We start from the raw sequence: 15,441 nt of genomic DNA, 5'->3' as shown, positions 1-15,441 counted from the left end.
GCGTGGTGCATACTGTGCGACGCACATTGCGGGGGGTCGAACAGGAGCGCGCGGGATGCCTGGGGGATCGCACTCCACGGAGGTTACCCGAGGGCGGCCCCGACTCCGGGGTGTGACGAGTCCTTCGAAGGACACAACCCGGTATCGACGCACGGTTACGCTTCATCACGCTCCGGCCAACGCCTCGTCGCGCACCACGCCCGTGCGGACCGGCTCCCGCCTCACATCGCCTCCGCCAGCGCCACCGCCTGGAGCTCCCGTGCCCGCGCCGCCGTCGGCCACCGCGTGCCGCGCAGCCACGCCCGCTTCAGATGGAGGTGGACCTCCGCCTCCCAGGTGAAGCCCATGCCGCCGTGCACCTGGAGGCAGTCACGGGCGCACCGCACGGCCGCCTCGTCGGCCAGCAGCTTGGCGCCCGCGATCTCCACCGGGTCGCCGGTGACGGCCGCCGCGTACACGGCGGCGCGGGCCACCTCGGTGCGGACCAGCATCCCCGCGCACAGGTGCTTCACCGCCTGGAAGGCCCCGATGGGCTGTCCGAACTGGTGGCGGGTCCGTGCGTGGTGGACGGCGAGGGCGGTGCTGCGGCCCGCGCTGCCCAGCTGCTCGGCGGCGCTCAGCAGCGCCCGCTCCGGGTCCTGGGTGCCCCGGGCGTCCCCGGCGCCGGGGACGCGGTGCAGGGGGGTGAGCGGGTCGGCCGAGCGGACGGGCTCGGCGCCGGTGACGTCCCCCCGGACGGCGTCGGCCTCCGCCAGCCACTCCACCAGGCCCCCGTCGGGCGCGGTCACCACGGCCGTGCCCTCGGCCGCCCCCGCCACCAGGCCAGCCGCCAGGTGCGTGGCGATCAGCGGGCCGGGCAGCAGCGCCCGCCCCGCCTCCTCGAAGAGCAGCACCGCCTCGGGCAGCCCGAGCCCGACCCCGCCCGCCTCCCGCGGAAGCCGCAGCGCGAAGAACCCGGCGTCCCCGAGCGCCCGCCACAGTCCCCGGTCCAGCCCGCCCCCGTCGAGGGCGCCGCGCAGCGCGGCGGCGTCGAAGCGCCGGGCGAGCACCTCCCGTACGCCCGCCCGCAGGGCCAGCTGGTCCTCGCTCAGCCGGAAGTCCATCAGCGGCCCCCCTTGGGCAGGCCGAGGATCCGCTCGGCGACGATGTTGCGCTGGATCTGGGAGGTGCCGGCGGCGATGGTGTACGAGAGCGAGGAGAGCCGGTCCCGGGTCCACTCGCGGCCGAGGTCCAGCGCGTCGGGTCCGAGGACGGCCGCGGCGGCGTCGTACAGCTCCTGGCGGGCGTGCGAGTAGCGCAGCTTGAAGACCGAGCCGCCGACGCCGGGCACGCCCCCGCCTCGCTCCGCCTCGCTCACGTTCCACTGGATCAGCCGCCACAGCGCGGCGAACTCCGCGTGCAGCGAGCCCAGTCGGCGCCGGATCTCGGCATCGTCCCAGGTCCCGTTCTTGTGCGCCGCGCGGGCGATCTCCACCAGGACGCGGCGGCACGCGACCACCTCGCCGACGAAGGCCGTGCCCCGCTCGTACGACAGCGTCACCATGGTCACGCGCCAGCCGTCGTTCTCGGCGCCGACCCGGTGCGCGACCGGGACGCGCACCTCGTCGAGGAAGAGCTGGGCGAACTCCTCCGAGCCGGCGAGCGTGCGCAGCGGCCGTACCGTGATGCCGGGCGCGTCCATGGGCATCGCCAGCCAGGTGATGCCCCGGTGCCGGGGCGCGTCCGGGTCGGTGCGCACCAGCAGCTCGCACCAGTCGGCGACCTGCGCGTGCGAGGTCCAGATCTTGGCGCCGCTCACCACGTAGGCGTCCCCGTCCCGTACCGCCCGGGTCCGCAGCGCCGCCAGGTCCGAGCCCGCGTCGGGCTCGGAGAACCCCTGGCACCACACCTCGTCGCCGCGCAGCACCGGCTCCAGCCACCGCGCGCGCTGCTCCCCCGTGCCCTCGGCGGCGATGGTGGGGCCCGCGTGCAGCAGCCCCACGAAGTTGGCGCCGACATAGGGCGCCCCGGCCCGCTCGGTCTCCTCCAGGAGGATCAGGCGCCGGGTGGCGGAGGCGTCCCAGTGCACGCGCGCGTACCCGGCGTCGTAGAGCATCCGCTGCCAGCCGGTGTCGTACGCGCGCCGCCCCGGCCAGTCCAGCGGGTCGGGCCTCGGCGGCAGCCCCGGCAGCACGGCCGCGAGCCAGGCGCGCAGCCGGGCCCGGAACTCTTCCTCCTCCTCGGTGTACGTGAGGTCCACTACCGGCGGTCCTTGTCCAGCTCCAGACCGAGCATGCGGATGGCGTTGCCGCGCATCAGCTTGTACACGGTCTCGTCGTCGAGGCCCTTGACGTGGTCGAGGGCGACCTCCCTGGTGTGCGGGAAGGTGGAGTCGACGTGCGGGTAGTCGGTCTCGAAGGTCGCGTTGTCCCGTCCCACCACGTCGAGGGACGCCACCCCGTGCTTGTCGCGGAAGAAGCAGCAGAAGATCTGCCGGTAGTAGTACGTGGAGGGCGGCTCGGGGATCAGGTCGCGGACCCCGCCCCAGGCGCGGTGCTCCTCCCACACGTCGTCGGCGCGCTCCAGGGCGTACGGGATCCAGCCCATCTGGCCCTCGGAGTAGGCGAGCTTGAGCCGCGGGAACTTCACGAGCACCCCGCTGAACAGGAAGTCCATCATCGACGCCATGGCGTTGTTGAAGCTCAGCGAGGCCTGGACGGCGGGCGGGGCGTCGGGGCTCGCGGCCGACATCTGGCTGCTGCTCCCGATGTGCATGTTCACGACCGTTCCGGTCTCCTCGCAGACGGCGAAGAACGGGTCCCAGTAGCCGGAGTGGATCGACGGGAGCCCGAGGTGGGTGGGGATCTCGGAGAACGTCACCGCCCGCACCCCGCGCGCGGCGTTGCGGCGGATCTCGGCGACGGCGAGGGCGATGTCCCACAGCGGGATGAGGCAGAGCGGGATCAGCCGCCCGCCGCTGTCCCCGCACCACTCCTCCACCATCCAGTCGTTGTAGGCCCGCACACAGGCCAGCGCGACCTCCTTGTCGTGCGCCTCCGCGAAGGTCTGCCCGCAGAACCGGGGAAAGGTCGGGAAGCACAGGCTCGCCTCGACGTGGTTGAGGTCCATGTCGGCCAGCCGCGCCTTCGGATCCCAGCAGCCCCGCCGCATCTCCTCGCGGGTGATGCCCTCCAGGGTCATCTCGTCGCGGTCGAAGCCGACGGCGGCGATGTTGCGCTTGTACGGGAACTTCAGGTCCTCGTAGATCCACCAGTCGGTGGGCGGTCCGTCCGGGTCCATGGTGATCCGGTACTTGCCGCCCACGTAGGCGAGTTCACCGATACCGGCGGTCAGCGGGCGCGGACCCCGCTCGCGGTACTTCGCCGGGAGCCAGGTCTCGAAGAGGTGGGCCGGTTCGATCACATGGTCGTCGACGCTGACGACGCGCGGCAGTTCGGTCATGCGTGGCCTCCACCCGCTGGCACATCTGATGGACCGTCAGAACGCAGGCTAGCCGCGCACCCCTGGACCGACAAGGCGGTGCGCCCCTACGCTCCTGGCACGATCTGACTGACCGTCAGCTACCGTTGCTCCCTGGGGGTCGACGTGAACGACACCGCACACGCGCTGGGCGCCTCGCACACCCTCTGGGAACTGGTCGTCCGGCGCGCCGCCCTCACCCCCGACCGGCCCGTCCTGCTCCAGGACGACCGCGCCCTCACCTTCGACGGGCTGCGCGACCGGGCCGAGCGGGTGGCTGCGGGCCTGTACGGCATGGGCGTGCGCCCCGGCACCGTGGTCGCCTGGCAGCTGCCGACCCGGATCGAGACCGCGCTCCTCTCCTTCGCCCTGGCCCGCCTGGGCGCCGTCCAGTCCCCCGTCATCCCCTTCTACCGCGACCGCGAAGTGGGCTTCGCGCTACGGGAGTCGGGCGCGGAGTTCTTCGCCGTGCCCGGGGTCTGGCGGGGCTTCGACCACGGGGCAATGGCGGCCCGGCTCGGCGCCCGGGGCGTCTTCGAGGCGTACGGGACGCTCCCGGACGGCGATCCGGCCGTCCTGCCGCCCCCGCCCCGCGACGGCACCGCCGTCCGCTGGATCTACTGGACCTCCGGCACCACCTCCGACCCCAAGGGCGTCCTGCACACCGACCGCTCACTGATCGCGGGCGGCTCGTGCCTGGCGCACGCGCTGCACCTGACCGCCGACGACGTGGGCTCGATCGCGTTCCCGTACGCCCACATCGGCGGACCGGACTACACGGTGATGCTGCTCCTGTACGGCTTCCCCGCGGTGATGTTCGAGCACTTCGCGCTGCCGGAGGCGCTGGAGGCGTACCGCGGGCACGGGGTGACCGTGGCGGGCGGGTCGACCGCGTTCTACTCGATGTTCCTGGCCGAGCAGCGCCGGCGGCCGGGCGAGAAGGTCATCCCCTCGCTGCGGCTGCTCGCGGGCGGCGGGGCCCCCAAGCCGCCGGAGGTCCACCGCGCGGTCGTCCGCGAGATGGGGGTGCGGCTCACCCACGGCTACGGCATGACCGAGGTCCCGATGATCACGATGGGCGACCCGGACGACACGGACGAGAACCTGGCGACGACGGAGGGACGGCCGCCCGAGGGGATGGAGATACGGATCGTGGACGGGGAGGTGCGCCTGCGCGGGGAGGCCGTGTGCCAGGGGTACCTCGATCCCGCGCAGACCGCCGCCGCCTTCGACGAGGACGGGTTCCTGCGCACCGGCGACCTGGGGTTCGTGAAGGAGAGCGGGCATCTGGTGCTGACCGGGCGGCTCAAGGACATCATCATCCGCAAGGGCGAGAACATCTCCGCGAAGGAGATCGAGGACCTGCTGCACCAGCACCCCGGCGTGGGAGACGCGGCGGTGGTCGGACTGCCGGACGCGGAGCGCGGGGAGCTGGTCTGCGCGGTGGTCGAACAGCCGCCGGGAGCACCGGTGTTGACTCTGGCCGAGGTCACCGAGCACCTGCGGGCGCGGGGCCTGGCCGTGCACAAGCTGCCGGAGCGGCTGGAGGTGGTGGAGGCGCTGCCGCGCAACGAGACGCTGCGGAAGGTGCTGAAGTACCGGCTGCGGGAGAGGTTCGGAGGCGGCGCCTGACGTCCTAGGCCGAGAGGGGCTCCGCCTCTTCCCGTGCCGCCGTCGCCACGTCCCCGTACACGTCGAAGAGCCGTCGCACCCCGAGGGCCGCCAGCACCCGGTTCACGTGCGAGCCGTCCTCCGCGCCCCGGGCCGGGAGGATCAGACGGAGCCGGCCCTGGCAGGAACGGATCAGGCGGCGGCTGGCGATCAGTACGCCCACGCCGCTGGAGTCGCAGAAGAGCACTTCGGACAGATCGAGCACCAGATCGTGCCGGCCCGCCGCGACCACGTCGTGCACCACGCGCCTGACCTGCGGCGCCGTCACCAGGTCCAGTTCCCCGCGGACGCACACCACGGCCCATCCGCCCTGCTCGGCCTCGTTCACGATCAGCGTCACGCGTCCGGTACCTCTCTGTGCCGTCGGCCCCCGCCCGTGCCCGGCGCCTTCCCGGACCGCACCGCGCGAAACCACCTCGCCCCTACCACGACCTGCCCCTTCGGGGGCGCACTTGCCGTAAACGAGCGCTCCTCCTCGGCCGGGCGCACTACATTCGAGGAGACACGCATACACAGGGGCGCGGACAAAAGACGCAAAGATCATAGAGAACGCACAACGGTACACGCGCAGACGGTTGGGGAGCCGCATGGCGAAGGACGCACCACCTCGCTGGGACCGCAGGATGCAGCAGCGCCTGGCGCGCGGCGAGGCGGCCGCGCTCGGCGAGCTGTACGACCGGTTCGCCTCGCTCGTCCACAGCCTCGCCCACCGCGTGCTCGGCGAGGACGCCGCCGCCGACCAGATCACCCGCGAGGTGTTCGGCTACGTCTGGGAGAACCCGGACGCGTACGACCCCAAGCAGGGCTCCATGCGCTCCTGGGTCGCCAAACTCGCCCAGCGCCAGGCCGTACTGCGGCTGCGCCAGGCCGAGGCGGCGCAGTACGCGCGGCACGGCGGCTCCGCCGAGGAGCTGGAGGCCAAGGTGCTGCGGGCCACGGCCGCCGCCCGCGCCGACTACATCGTGACGTCGATGCCCGCCCCGCTGCGGCAGGCCCTTGAGCTGGCGTACCACCAGCGCCGCGACTACCGGCAGGCCGCCGCCGACCTCGCCATCAGCGAGGACGAGGCACGGCGCCGGCTGCGGCTGGGGCTCCAGCTGCTGTCCACGGCGAACACCCGCCCGGCGGAGGGCTCCTCGCCGCCCGGCTACGGACGGGCGCTGTGAACGGGCCCGCCGAGCAGGGGCCGGCCCTCCCCGACGACGAGAACGGCACGCCGCGCATACCGCCACCACGGCGGGCGGCGGACGACATCGAACGCCTGCCGTCACCGGCCCCGGCGCCCGGGCCCGCGCCCGAACCCGTGGTCCGTACGCACGCCATACTGAAATCACTGCTCGGGGCGTGGGCGCTGACCGCGTGCTCGGCGGAGGAGACCGAGGCCGTGGAGGCACATCTCACCGAGTGCGCGCCCTGCGCCGACGAGGCCCTGCGGCTGCGGGACGCGGTGGGGCTGCTGCACACCGACCGCAGCCTGGACCTGGACCCGCTGCTGCGGTCCCGGGTCCTGGAGAACTGCCTGGGCCGCCGCCCCGCGCGCATCCCCGTACCCGTCTGGGCGTCCGCGTACGACGCGGAGGCCGCCCGGCTGGACGCCCTGCTCAATGACTTCGGCGACGCGGAGTGGCACGCTCCGGTGCGGCTGAAGTGGTTCGAGCAGGAGCGGCAGATGAACCGCAGGACCACGGTGGCGGGCGTGATCGGCCATCTGATGGCGGTGGACGGCCTGGTGGCCGCCGCCCTCGGCCTGGACGACCCGGCGGGCACGGGCCTGCCGACGGGACTGCCGGCCGGGCCGACGGCCCGTACGGAGGCGTTCTGGACCTCGACGCGGTTTCCGCTGACGCGGGCGGTACGGGAGCCGTGGCGCGAGCAGACGCACACGCTGATCCGTACGGTGTCGTTCGCGGGGCGGGGCGCGGCCGAACTCGCCGTCCCCTACGGCGACTTCGCGCTTCCCCTCCAGGACGCGCTGCTCGACCGGGCCTTCGAGTGCTGGATCCACGCCGGGGACATCGCGGACGCGGTCGACTATCCGTACGAGCCGCCGTCGGGCGCGCATCTCCACCGCATGATCGACCTCGCGGCGCGGATCCTGCCGGACGCACTGGCGGCCCGCCGGCGCGCGGGCCTCGCACCGCCCCCGGCCCGCCTCGTCACGGCGGGCTCGCCCGGACGGTCGCTCCGGCTGGAGATCGAGGGGGCGGGCGGGGGTGACTGGTACATCGCGCTGGACTCCCCGGCGGCGCTCGGCTCCCCCGACCACGAGGTGGCCCATATCGCCCTGGACGGCGTCGAGTTCTGCCGTCTGGCGTCGGGGCATGTGCCGCCGGAGGATGCGGCGGCGGGGCGCCTGGGAGACCGCGAGGCAATCAGAGACGTCCTCCTGGCCACGGCGTCCCTGAGCCGCCTGTAACCCCCGGGGCCGGGGGTTGCCCGCGCAGTTCCCCGCGCCCCTTTTTGGCCGGGTGTTTGTCTGCGGGCCGGTGGGGGTTGCTCGCGCAGTTCCCCACGCCCCTTTCTGGCCCGGGTTCCGCCTGCGGGCCGGTGGGGGCTGGTCGCGCAGTTCCCCGCGCCCCTCAAAAGGGGCCTGCGGCCCCACCCCGTTTTCGTCTGCGGACCGTGCTGGCTTGCTCGCGCAGTTCCCCGCGCCCCTCAGAGGGGGCCTACGGCCCCATCCGTTTTCGCCTGCGGACCGTGGCGGGCTGGTCGCGCAGTTCCCCGCGCCCCTGAGGAAACCCCCCGCACCCGGAACAGTCGGCTCAGCCCAGCCCCCTAGGGGCGCGGGGAACTGCGCGCCCAGCCACACCCGACCCGCAGACGCAGACAACCCCCAGCCCAACCAGGGGCGCGGGGAACTGCGCGCTCAGCCCCCACCGGCCCGCAGACGCAGACAGACCCTGACCCGACCAGGGGCGCGGGGAACTGCGCGAGCAACCCCCCACCCGTCCGCACACGCAGACACACACCAGGCCCCCAGGGGCGCGGGGAACTGCGCGACCAGCCCCCACCGGCCCGCAGACAAACACCCGGCCAAAAAGGGGCGCGGGGAACTGCGTGAGGAGCCGCACGCACCGCCGCGGCCGGGGAAGATCGCCCGAACGGGCACAGGGGGTCGCGGGGTCACCCCGCGTGGGGTCAGGCGAAGACCACCGTGCGGCGGCCGTTCAGCAGAATCCTCCGCTCCGCATGCCACTTCACCGCCCGCGCCAACGCCTGGCACTCCACATCCCGCCCGACCGCCACCAACTGGTCGGGCGTGACCTCGTGCCCCACGCGTTCGACCTCCTGCTCGATGATCGGCCCCTCGTCGAGGTCCGCCGTCACATAGTGCGCCGTCGCCCCGATCAGCTTCACGCCCCGGGCGTGCGCCTGGTGGTACGGCTTCGCGCCCTTGAAGCTCGGCAGGAACGAGTGGTGGATGTTGATGATCCGCCCGCTCAGCTGCTTGCAGAGGTCGTCGGAGAGCACCTGCATGTAGCGGGCGAGCACGACCAGCTCGACGCCCTCCTCCCGCACCAGCGTCAGCAGCTCCGCCTCCGCCGCCGCCTTCGTCTCCTTCGTCACCGGGATGTGCCGGAAGGGGATGCCGTACGAGGCGACCAGCTCGGCGAAGTCCGTGTGGTTGGAGACGACCGCCGCGATCTCCACCGGCAGCGCGCCGATCTTCGAGCGGAAGAGCAGGTCGTTCAGGCAGTGGCCGAACTTCGACACCATCAGCACGATCCGCATGCGCTCGTCCGCGCGGTGGATCTGCCAGTCCATCTGGAAGGAGTCGCCCACGGCGGCGAAGCTGGCCCGCAGCTTCTCCACCGTCACCGGCGCCTCGGCCGAGAAGTGGACGCGCATGAAGAAGAGGCCGGTGTCGCGGTCCCCGAACTGCTGACTGTCCTCGATATTGCAGCCGGTGATGAAGAGATAGCTCGACACGGCGTGCACGATGCCCTGTTTGTCCGGGCAGGAGAGCGTGAGGACGTACTGGTCAGTCATCCAGGCAGGATGCCACAAACCGACCCGGCCCCCGGGTCCGGGCCCAGGATGCGGACCCCCGCGAGGCGGACCCCACGGCCCCGCCCGCCGCGACGGCTACGCCGAGCGCGTCAGGATCCGCAGGACCTTCAGCGAGCGCGGCTCCGCGTCCGGGTCGTCCCCGTCGTTCGCCGCGAGCCGTACGTGCGCCTCGCGCGCCGCCCGTACCGCCTCCGGCCACCCGTGGTGGGCCAGGAACGCCGACACCGGGGCGTCCGCGCCGACCTGGTGCATGATCCGCAGCACCCGCAGCACGGCCACGTCCACCAGCGCGGCCTCGCCGGAGTCCCGGAAGACCGTGCCGACGTACTTCTCGGCCGACCAGTTGTCCAGCCAGGTGTCCTCCACCAGCCGGTAGACGGCGTCGGTGATGTCCCCGTACCCCTCCCGTCCGGCCAGCCACACCTCCCGCTGGAAGGCGTCGTCGGAGAGCATGTGCAGCGCGGACCGCACGTTCGCGCGCCAGCGCCACCAGGGCATGTCATTCAACGGCATGCCGCCCATGGTGGAGGAGCGACGGCCGCGACGGGAAGAGCTGGCTGAACCTTGCTGCACGCGCCCGATCGTACGTTCCCCTCCTGCCGCACTTCCCCCGGACCCCGGGAGCCCGGGCAATTCACCCGCCGGTCACCCTGTGTTGGGAAACGCTCACTCCGCCGTTACCCGTGAGGCGGAATTGTGCAGGGACATGACCGGATGGCGCAGCTCCTCCTCCCCCCGCCCCTTCCGCCCCGCGGTGACCGCGCTGGTCGCGGTGTGTACGGCGGTCGGAGCCGCCCTGGTCACCGGCTGTGGCGTGCTCCCTGGGACCACGGGGGGATCCAGGGAGACCGTCACGGTCATGACCTGGGCACCGGACCACACCCGTGCGACCAATATGCCCGGAATGCCGTCCATGGCACAGGCGTACGCCCGCTGGGTCAACGCGCACGGCGGCATCGACGGGCACAAGCTCCAGGTCCTCACCTGCGACGAGCAGAACACCGCCGTCGGCGCCGCCGAGTGCGCGCGGCGCGCGGTGAAGGAGCACGCGGTCGCCGTCGTCGGCTCCTACAGCCAGCACGGCCGCGCCTTCATGGCCCCCCTGGAGTCCGCCGGCATCCCGTACATCGGCGGCTACGGCGTCTCCGACGAGGAGTTCACCAGCGCCCTCTCCTACCCCGTCAACGGCGGCCAGGCCACCCTCCTCGCCGGCACCGGCAAGCAGCTCTCGGTGTGGTGCGAGAAGGTCGCGCTGGTACGCCCCGACACCGTCTCCGGCGACATCCTGCCCGTCCTGCTCAACTCGGGCCTGACCGCCGGCCACCGCAGGCCGTCCGCCGACATCCGCACCACCGAGGACGCGGGCGACTACACCCCGCAGGCCCAGGAGGCGCTTCTCCGGGCGGGTGCGGACCCGGAGCTGCCCGGGAAGGTCGGCGGGAAGGCGGCGGCCGAGCGCGCCCGCAAGGGGTGCGTCACGGCCGTCCTGGGCGACCGCACCGAGACGTTCTTCGACTCCTTCCGGCGCGTCGAGAACGACGGCCAGAAGGTCCAGATCGCCTCGGTCCTCGGCTCCGTCGGGCAGCCGCTGGTCGACCGCACCGGCGGCGCGGACGGCCCGTTCGAAGGCGCGTACATCACCGGTTGGTACCCGGAGGCGGGCGATCCGCGCTGGGAGCCGATGAAGCGGGTGATCCGGGAGCAGGCGTTCCGGGACGAGTCCGTCGACGCGGCGGACGCGGGCGTGCAGACGACCTGGATCGCCTACACCGTCCTGAAGAAGGTCGTCGAGTCGCTCGGCCAGGACGGCATCGCCGCCCACGACCTCGTCCGCGCCCTCAACAGGGGCGTCAGCGTGGAGACGGGCGGGCTGACGCCGACGCTGCGGTGGAAGTTCGAGGACATGCTGGCGGCGCCCGGCTTCCCCCGGATCGTCAACCGCGAGGTGACGTTCCAGGTGGTGAGGGCGGGGCGGCTCACCGCGGCGCAGCGCGGGTTCACGGACGTGAGCCGGACGCTGGAGGACGCGTCGGCCCTGGGCTGAGGCTGACGCCGACACGCCGTCGCCGTCCGGCGCCCCGGGCGTGGGTCGGGTCAGAGCTGGGTGGAAGAGCGCTTGGTCAGCCCGTACTTGCCCGCGATGGCGTTCCACAGCCCCGCCGCCTGCTTCTTGGCGAGCGTGGCCTCCCCGCTGGCGCGGTCGCCCTGGGCGGCCTCGGGCGTACGGCGGGCGTGGCCGTGCTTGCAGCCCTTGTCCTTGCCTGTCTGGTCCGCCCAGGCGGCGTAGTGGTTGTCGGCGGACGCCGACGCCTGCCACGCCTTGGTGAGTTCGGCGGTCAGCCGCGCGTTGTTGGGCAGCTTGTCCACGGCGATCTTCTGGAGCCGGGTGACCAGCTCGCCGCGCTGGCGGGCCGCGTCGCGCAGGGTCGAGGCGGCGGTGTCCAGCTTGTCGCAGCCCCGGATACCGGCGACCGCGCCGATGACGGCGTCCCGGCTGTTGTTGCTGTCCGCGAGGAGCTTGTCGAGCTCGACGGCCTGCGCCTTGGCGGGGTCGGTCTCGGCCTTGCCGTCGTCGCCGCCGGTGGTCGGCGTGGTCGCGGCGATGGGCGTCTTGTCGTTCTTCTCCGGTCCGCCACCGCCGCCGGTGCCGCTGATCAGGTACCCGGCGCCGAGCCCCACGACGGCGAGGCCGACGCCGACGGCGGCGATGACGCCGAGACGGGAGCGGCGGCGGGGCTCGTCGTCGTACGGGTCGTACGCGGCGGCCGGGCCCGCGTGGCCGGGCGGCGGTGCCTGCGGGGTCTGGAGCTGGACCTGGACGGGCGGGGCCGGGGCGAACCTGGGCAACTGCTGGCTGCCTGCCTGGGGTTGGCCCTGCGGCGCCGCGTCGTTCCTGAAGAGGCTGTCGAACTCGGCGGGCGGCTGCCGCTCCTCGGACGCGCCCGGGCGTATGCCGTACGGGGCGTTCTGCGGGATGTCCTGCGGGGTGTCCTGCGGAGCGGCGGGTATGGGCGGCAGGTACTGGGTGGCCTCGGCGCCGCCCGGGGTCTCCGGGGGGAGCGCGCCCGGGGGGCCCGGGGGCACGGGGGCGATGTACTGCGTCGCGTCCGAGGCGCCGGGGGGTGCCGGGGGGACGGGCGCGATGTACTGCGTGGCGTCCGTGGCGTTCGCCGGGGGCGGGGTGAGGTACTGCGTCTCCTCGGGGCCCGCCGGTACGGGAGCGATGTACTGGGTGGCGTCACCGCTCTCCGGGGGCAGCGGCTGCGCCCACCCGTCCTGCTGGGCCCCCCACGGCCGGCCGCCGGGCGGCCAGGGGGCGGATCCGTCGGCGGGCAGCACGACGCCCTCGTGTGCGGGCCGTGCAGCGGGCTGCTGCGGCTCGTCACCCTGTCGGCTCTGCGTCACCGGGACTCCTACGCGTGGGACTACGGAATCGTCGAGCCACGCTACCGGGTCGGCCCCCCAAGGTGCCACGCCACCTGGTGACCCACGCCTCCCCGGGGGCCCGCCCCCCTTCCCCCACCGCCCGCGACGACCTCGCCCCCTGTTGTGCCAGGGATTCGGCTGCGGGCCGGTGGGTGGCCGGTCGCGCAGTTCCCCGCGCCCCTAGGGGGTTGCCCGCAGCCGAAACAGTCGGCTCAACCACAGGCCTTCAGGGGCGCGGGGAACTGCGCGAGCAACCCCCCACGGTCCGCAGACGACAGCGGGTTTAGGGGCGCGGGGAACTGCGCGAGCAACCACCACCGCCCGCAGACGAAAGCGGGGCTGGGGGCGGAGCCCCAGGTGGGGTGGGGGGTGAGCTTGTACGGGGGCTCAGGCCGCCTGGAGTTCCAGGCGGGCTCCGAACTCCCGTACAGACGGCTCATCCGCATACGGCTCCAACCGCTGCTGAAGATCGTCCAGATAGTCCGCCCCCCGATTCGTACGCAACGTGGACAGCAGCTCCACCGCCCGCGTTCCCGTCGCACAAGCCAACTCCACCTCCCGCTGCTGCACCTGCGCCGTGGCCAGCAGGATCAGCCCGATCGCCCGGCGCCGCGCCCGCGTCTCGGGGTGACCCGCCAGGGACTCCTCCGCGCGCCGCGCCGCCGCCTCGGGCTGCCCCAGGTCCCGGTGGCAGTGCGCGAGTTCGTCGGAGAGGTAGGCGTGGTCGAAGTGCGCGATCCACGACGGGTCGTCCCCGGAGTCCGAGGACGCCGCCTCCATCGCGGCCAGCGCCCGCCCCGCCACCGTCTGGCACGTCCGCGCGTCCCCGAGCAGGGCGTGCCCGCGCGCCTCCGCCGCGAAGAACATCGCCTCCGCGCGCGGGGTGACCCGCCCCCGCGCCCCCTCCTGGGCCGCCCGCGCCAACTGCGCGATCTCGCGCGGATTGCCGAGCTGGGCGGCGAGGTGGCTCATGGAGGCGGCCAGGACGTACCCGCCGTACCCCCGGTCCCCGGCCGCCTGGGCGAGCCGCAGCGCCTGGATGTAGTAGCGCTGGGCGAGACCGGGCTGGCCGGTGTCGACCGCCATGTACCCCGCCAGCTCCGTCAGCCGCGCCACCGCCGCGAAGAGCCGGCGCCCGACCGTCTCCCGGTACGAGCCGGCCAGCAGCCCGGACACCACGCTGTTGAGGTAGTGGACGACGACCGGCCGTACGTGCCCGGAGCCGAACCGGTGGTCGAGCTCGACCAGCGCCTCGGTCATCGCCCGCACCGCGTCGACGTCCGCGACCCCGACCCGCTGCCCGGCGTGCCGCGCGACCTGCGCGTCCGCCCCGGTGATCAGCCAGTCGCGGCTCGGCTCGACCAGCGCGGAGGCCGCGACGGTCGAGCCGGTGAGGAAGTCGCGCCGGCCCACGTCGCTGCGCCACAGCTCGCAGACCTGCTCGATCGCGCCGACGACCGTGGGCGAGAACTGAAGACCCACCCCCGACGCCAGGTTCTTGCCGTTCGCCATGCCGATCTCGTCGATCGTCACCGTGCGCCCGAGCTTGCGCCCCAGCGCCTCCGCGATGATGCCCGGCGCCCGTCCCCTGGGCTGCTGGCCCCGGAGCCAGCGCGCCACGGATGTCTTGTCGTACCGGAGGTCGAGCCCGCGCTCGGCCCCGACCATGTTGACGCGCCGGGCGAGACCCGCGTTGGAGCACCCGGCTTCCTGGATGAGCGCCTGCAGCCGTTCATTGGGCTGGCGGGCGACTAGCGGCCTGGCTGCCATGTGAACCCCCTGATGCGGCAGTTGATCACTACTGTGATCACTGCCCTGCGAAAAGGCAGAGAATGCGAAGGAAGCGAAGGGAACGAAGAAAAGCGCAAACCTTCTCGATACGCGCAGGTAAGCGCATGTAAGCGCATGTAAGCGCGGGTAATCGCATACAAGTGCCGACAAGCACGACAAGCGCCGATGCTCCGTTCATCAGATGAATGTCACGGTCACGTGTGATGTCGAACGAACGCGCGCCTTGTCCGGTTCTCTGAGCCCCCCGCTTGTGGTTACCCGCCCCGAGAGGCGCGGCCCCACGCGCGCCCCCGTCCATGCACCCATGCGCCCCGGATGCAGGATCGATGCTCCTGCGCCGCCTGGCGCGCGCCCGTAACCCGGGGTGGTGGCGGGAGTTGAGTCCTGCGTGGAAGAGACCATCACAGGCACGGAAGCCGCACAGATTCCCAAGCAGCGCGGTGACCAGCTCCTCGACAGCGCGGTGCGGTACGCGGAAGAGCGGCACTGGGACGTGTTCCCCGGCACCTGGCTGGAGGCGGCCGAGGGCGTGGAGCACTGCTCCTGCGGCGACGCCGCCTGCCCCGCGCCGGGGGCGCACCCGTCCCGGCCGGACTGGGCGACCCAGGCGACGGGGAGCGCGGTGGCCGCCCGCCGCCTGTGGTCGAAGCAGCCGAAGGCCTCGATCCTGCTCCCCACCGGCCGCACCTTCGACGCGATCGACGTCCCGGAGTCGGCCGGTTTCCTGGCGCTCGCCCGTATGGAGCGCATGGAGCTCACGCTGGGCCCGGCCACCTGCACCCCGGACCGCCGGATGCTGTTCTTCGTGCTGCCCGGAGCCGGTGCGAAGGTCCCCGACCTGGTGCGCGCGCTGGGCTGGACGGCCTCCTCGATCGACCTGGTCACCCGCGGCGAGGGGGAGTACGTGGCGGCGCCCCCCACCCGGGTCGGCGGCCGCGGCGCGGTGCAGTGGGCCCGCCGCCCCACCCCCGCCAACCGCTGGCTGCCGGACGCGGAAGAGCTGATCAGCCCCCTCGCGTACGCCTGCGGACGCGAGGCCGCCGCCGCCCGGGGGCGCCGCTCGTAGGCTGTCCCCGAGGCCGT

13 protein-coding genes are annotated in these 15,441 nt (G+C 73.2%); 5 read left to right on the top strand and 8 right to left on the bottom strand.

Annotated features, from left to right (window positions below; translation table 11 throughout):
- Window positions 1-221 precede the first annotated feature (221 nt).
- From ABZ404_RS30150 to ABZ404_RS30140, 3 genes are read right to left on the bottom strand one after another with little or no spacing between them, the layout of a single operon-like run.
- Entirely contained in the window at window positions 222-1,103 is an 882-nt protein-coding gene (locus ABZ404_RS30150; protein ID WP_358991075.1) for an acyl-CoA dehydrogenase family protein, read from the bottom strand.
- On the bottom strand, window positions 1,103-2,239 hold the full coding sequence (locus ABZ404_RS30145) for an acyl-CoA dehydrogenase family protein (RefSeq protein WP_358833838.1): 1,137 nt from the start codon (window positions 2,237-2,239) through the stop codon (window positions 1,103-1,105). The genes ABZ404_RS30150 and ABZ404_RS30145 overlap by 1 nt, the downstream gene beginning before the upstream one ends.
- Entirely contained in the window at window positions 2,239-3,441 is a 1,203-nt protein-coding gene (locus ABZ404_RS30140) for an amidohydrolase family protein (protein WP_358833837.1), read from the bottom strand. The genes ABZ404_RS30145 and ABZ404_RS30140 overlap by 1 nt, the downstream gene beginning before the upstream one ends.
- 144 nt (window positions 3,442-3,585) lie before the next feature.
- Between ABZ404_RS30140 and ABZ404_RS30135 the strand changes: the two genes are divergently transcribed.
- Window positions 3,586-5,091 (top strand): AMP-binding protein, encoded by a 1,506-nt coding sequence (locus tag ABZ404_RS30135; RefSeq protein ID WP_358833836.1) that lies wholly within the window; start codon window positions 3,586-3,588, stop codon window positions 5,089-5,091.
- Window positions 5,092-5,095: 4 nt separating this feature from the next.
- Here ABZ404_RS30135 and ABZ404_RS30130 read toward each other — a convergent pair whose 3' ends face one another.
- Window positions 5,096-5,470, bottom strand: a complete 375-nt coding sequence (locus ABZ404_RS30130; protein ID WP_358833835.1) for an STAS domain-containing protein — start codon at window positions 5,468-5,470, stop codon at window positions 5,096-5,098.
- A 247-nt stretch (window positions 5,471-5,717) separates the two neighbouring features.
- On the opposite strand from ABZ404_RS30130, the gene ABZ404_RS30125 reads away from it, so the two are divergent.
- Together ABZ404_RS30125 and ABZ404_RS30120 are read left to right on the top strand one after the other, a co-directional pair.
- Window positions 5,718-6,296 (top strand): sigma-70 family RNA polymerase sigma factor, encoded by a 579-nt coding sequence (locus tag ABZ404_RS30125; RefSeq protein ID WP_358833834.1) that lies wholly within the window; start codon window positions 5,718-5,720, stop codon window positions 6,294-6,296.
- Entirely contained in the window at window positions 6,293-7,546 is a 1,254-nt protein-coding gene (locus tag ABZ404_RS30120) for a zf-HC2 domain-containing protein (RefSeq protein ID WP_358833833.1), read from the top strand. Before ABZ404_RS30125 ends, ABZ404_RS30120 begins: the two co-directional genes overlap by 4 nt.
- A gap of 722 nt (window positions 7,547-8,268) precedes the next feature.
- On the opposite strand, the gene purU is transcribed toward ABZ404_RS30120, so the two are convergent.
- A complete protein-coding gene (purU, locus tag ABZ404_RS30115; protein WP_358833832.1) occupies window positions 8,269-9,120 on the bottom strand; it encodes a formyltetrahydrofolate deformylase in 852 nt (283 codons plus the stop codon).
- Window positions 9,121-9,216: 96 nt separating this feature from the next.
- Window positions 9,217-9,663 carry a hypothetical protein gene (locus ABZ404_RS30110; protein WP_358833841.1) on the bottom strand — a complete coding sequence of 149 codons (447 nt, stop codon included), beginning with the start codon at window positions 9,661-9,663 and terminating at the stop codon, window positions 9,217-9,219.
- A 184-nt stretch (window positions 9,664-9,847) separates the two neighbouring features.
- Here ABZ404_RS30110 and ABZ404_RS30105 point away from each other — a divergent pair, with 184 nt between their 5' ends.
- Window positions 9,848-11,185 (top strand): ABC transporter substrate-binding protein, encoded by a 1,338-nt coding sequence (locus tag ABZ404_RS30105; protein WP_358833831.1) that lies wholly within the window; start codon window positions 9,848-9,850, stop codon window positions 11,183-11,185.
- Between the two features lie 50 nt (window positions 11,186-11,235).
- Here the strand turns inward: ABZ404_RS30105 and ABZ404_RS30100 are convergent, their stop codons facing one another.
- Window positions 11,236-12,546 (bottom strand): hypothetical protein, encoded by a 1,311-nt coding sequence (locus tag ABZ404_RS30100; RefSeq protein ID WP_358833830.1) that lies wholly within the window; start codon window positions 12,544-12,546, stop codon window positions 11,236-11,238.
- Between the two features lie 408 nt (window positions 12,547-12,954).
- A complete protein-coding gene (locus ABZ404_RS30095) occupies window positions 12,955-14,337 on the bottom strand; it encodes a transcriptional regulator (RefSeq protein ID WP_358833829.1) in 1,383 nt (460 codons plus the stop codon).
- Window positions 14,338-14,746: 409 nt separating this feature from the next.
- On the opposite strand from ABZ404_RS30095, the gene ABZ404_RS30090 reads away from it, so the two are divergent.
- Complete coding sequence (locus ABZ404_RS30090) at window positions 14,747-15,424, top strand: bifunctional DNA primase/polymerase (RefSeq protein WP_358833828.1); 678 nt, start codon at window positions 14,747-14,749, stop codon at window positions 15,422-15,424.
- Window positions 15,425-15,441 lie beyond the last annotated feature (17 nt).

Origin of the sequence: Streptomyces sp. NPDC005878, assembly GCF_040629815.1 — a bacterium.
In the GTDB taxonomy this organism is placed as follows: Bacteria; Actinomycetota; Actinomycetes; order Streptomycetales; family Streptomycetaceae; genus Streptomyces.
This window is presented reverse-complemented; position numbering and strand designations above follow the sequence as displayed.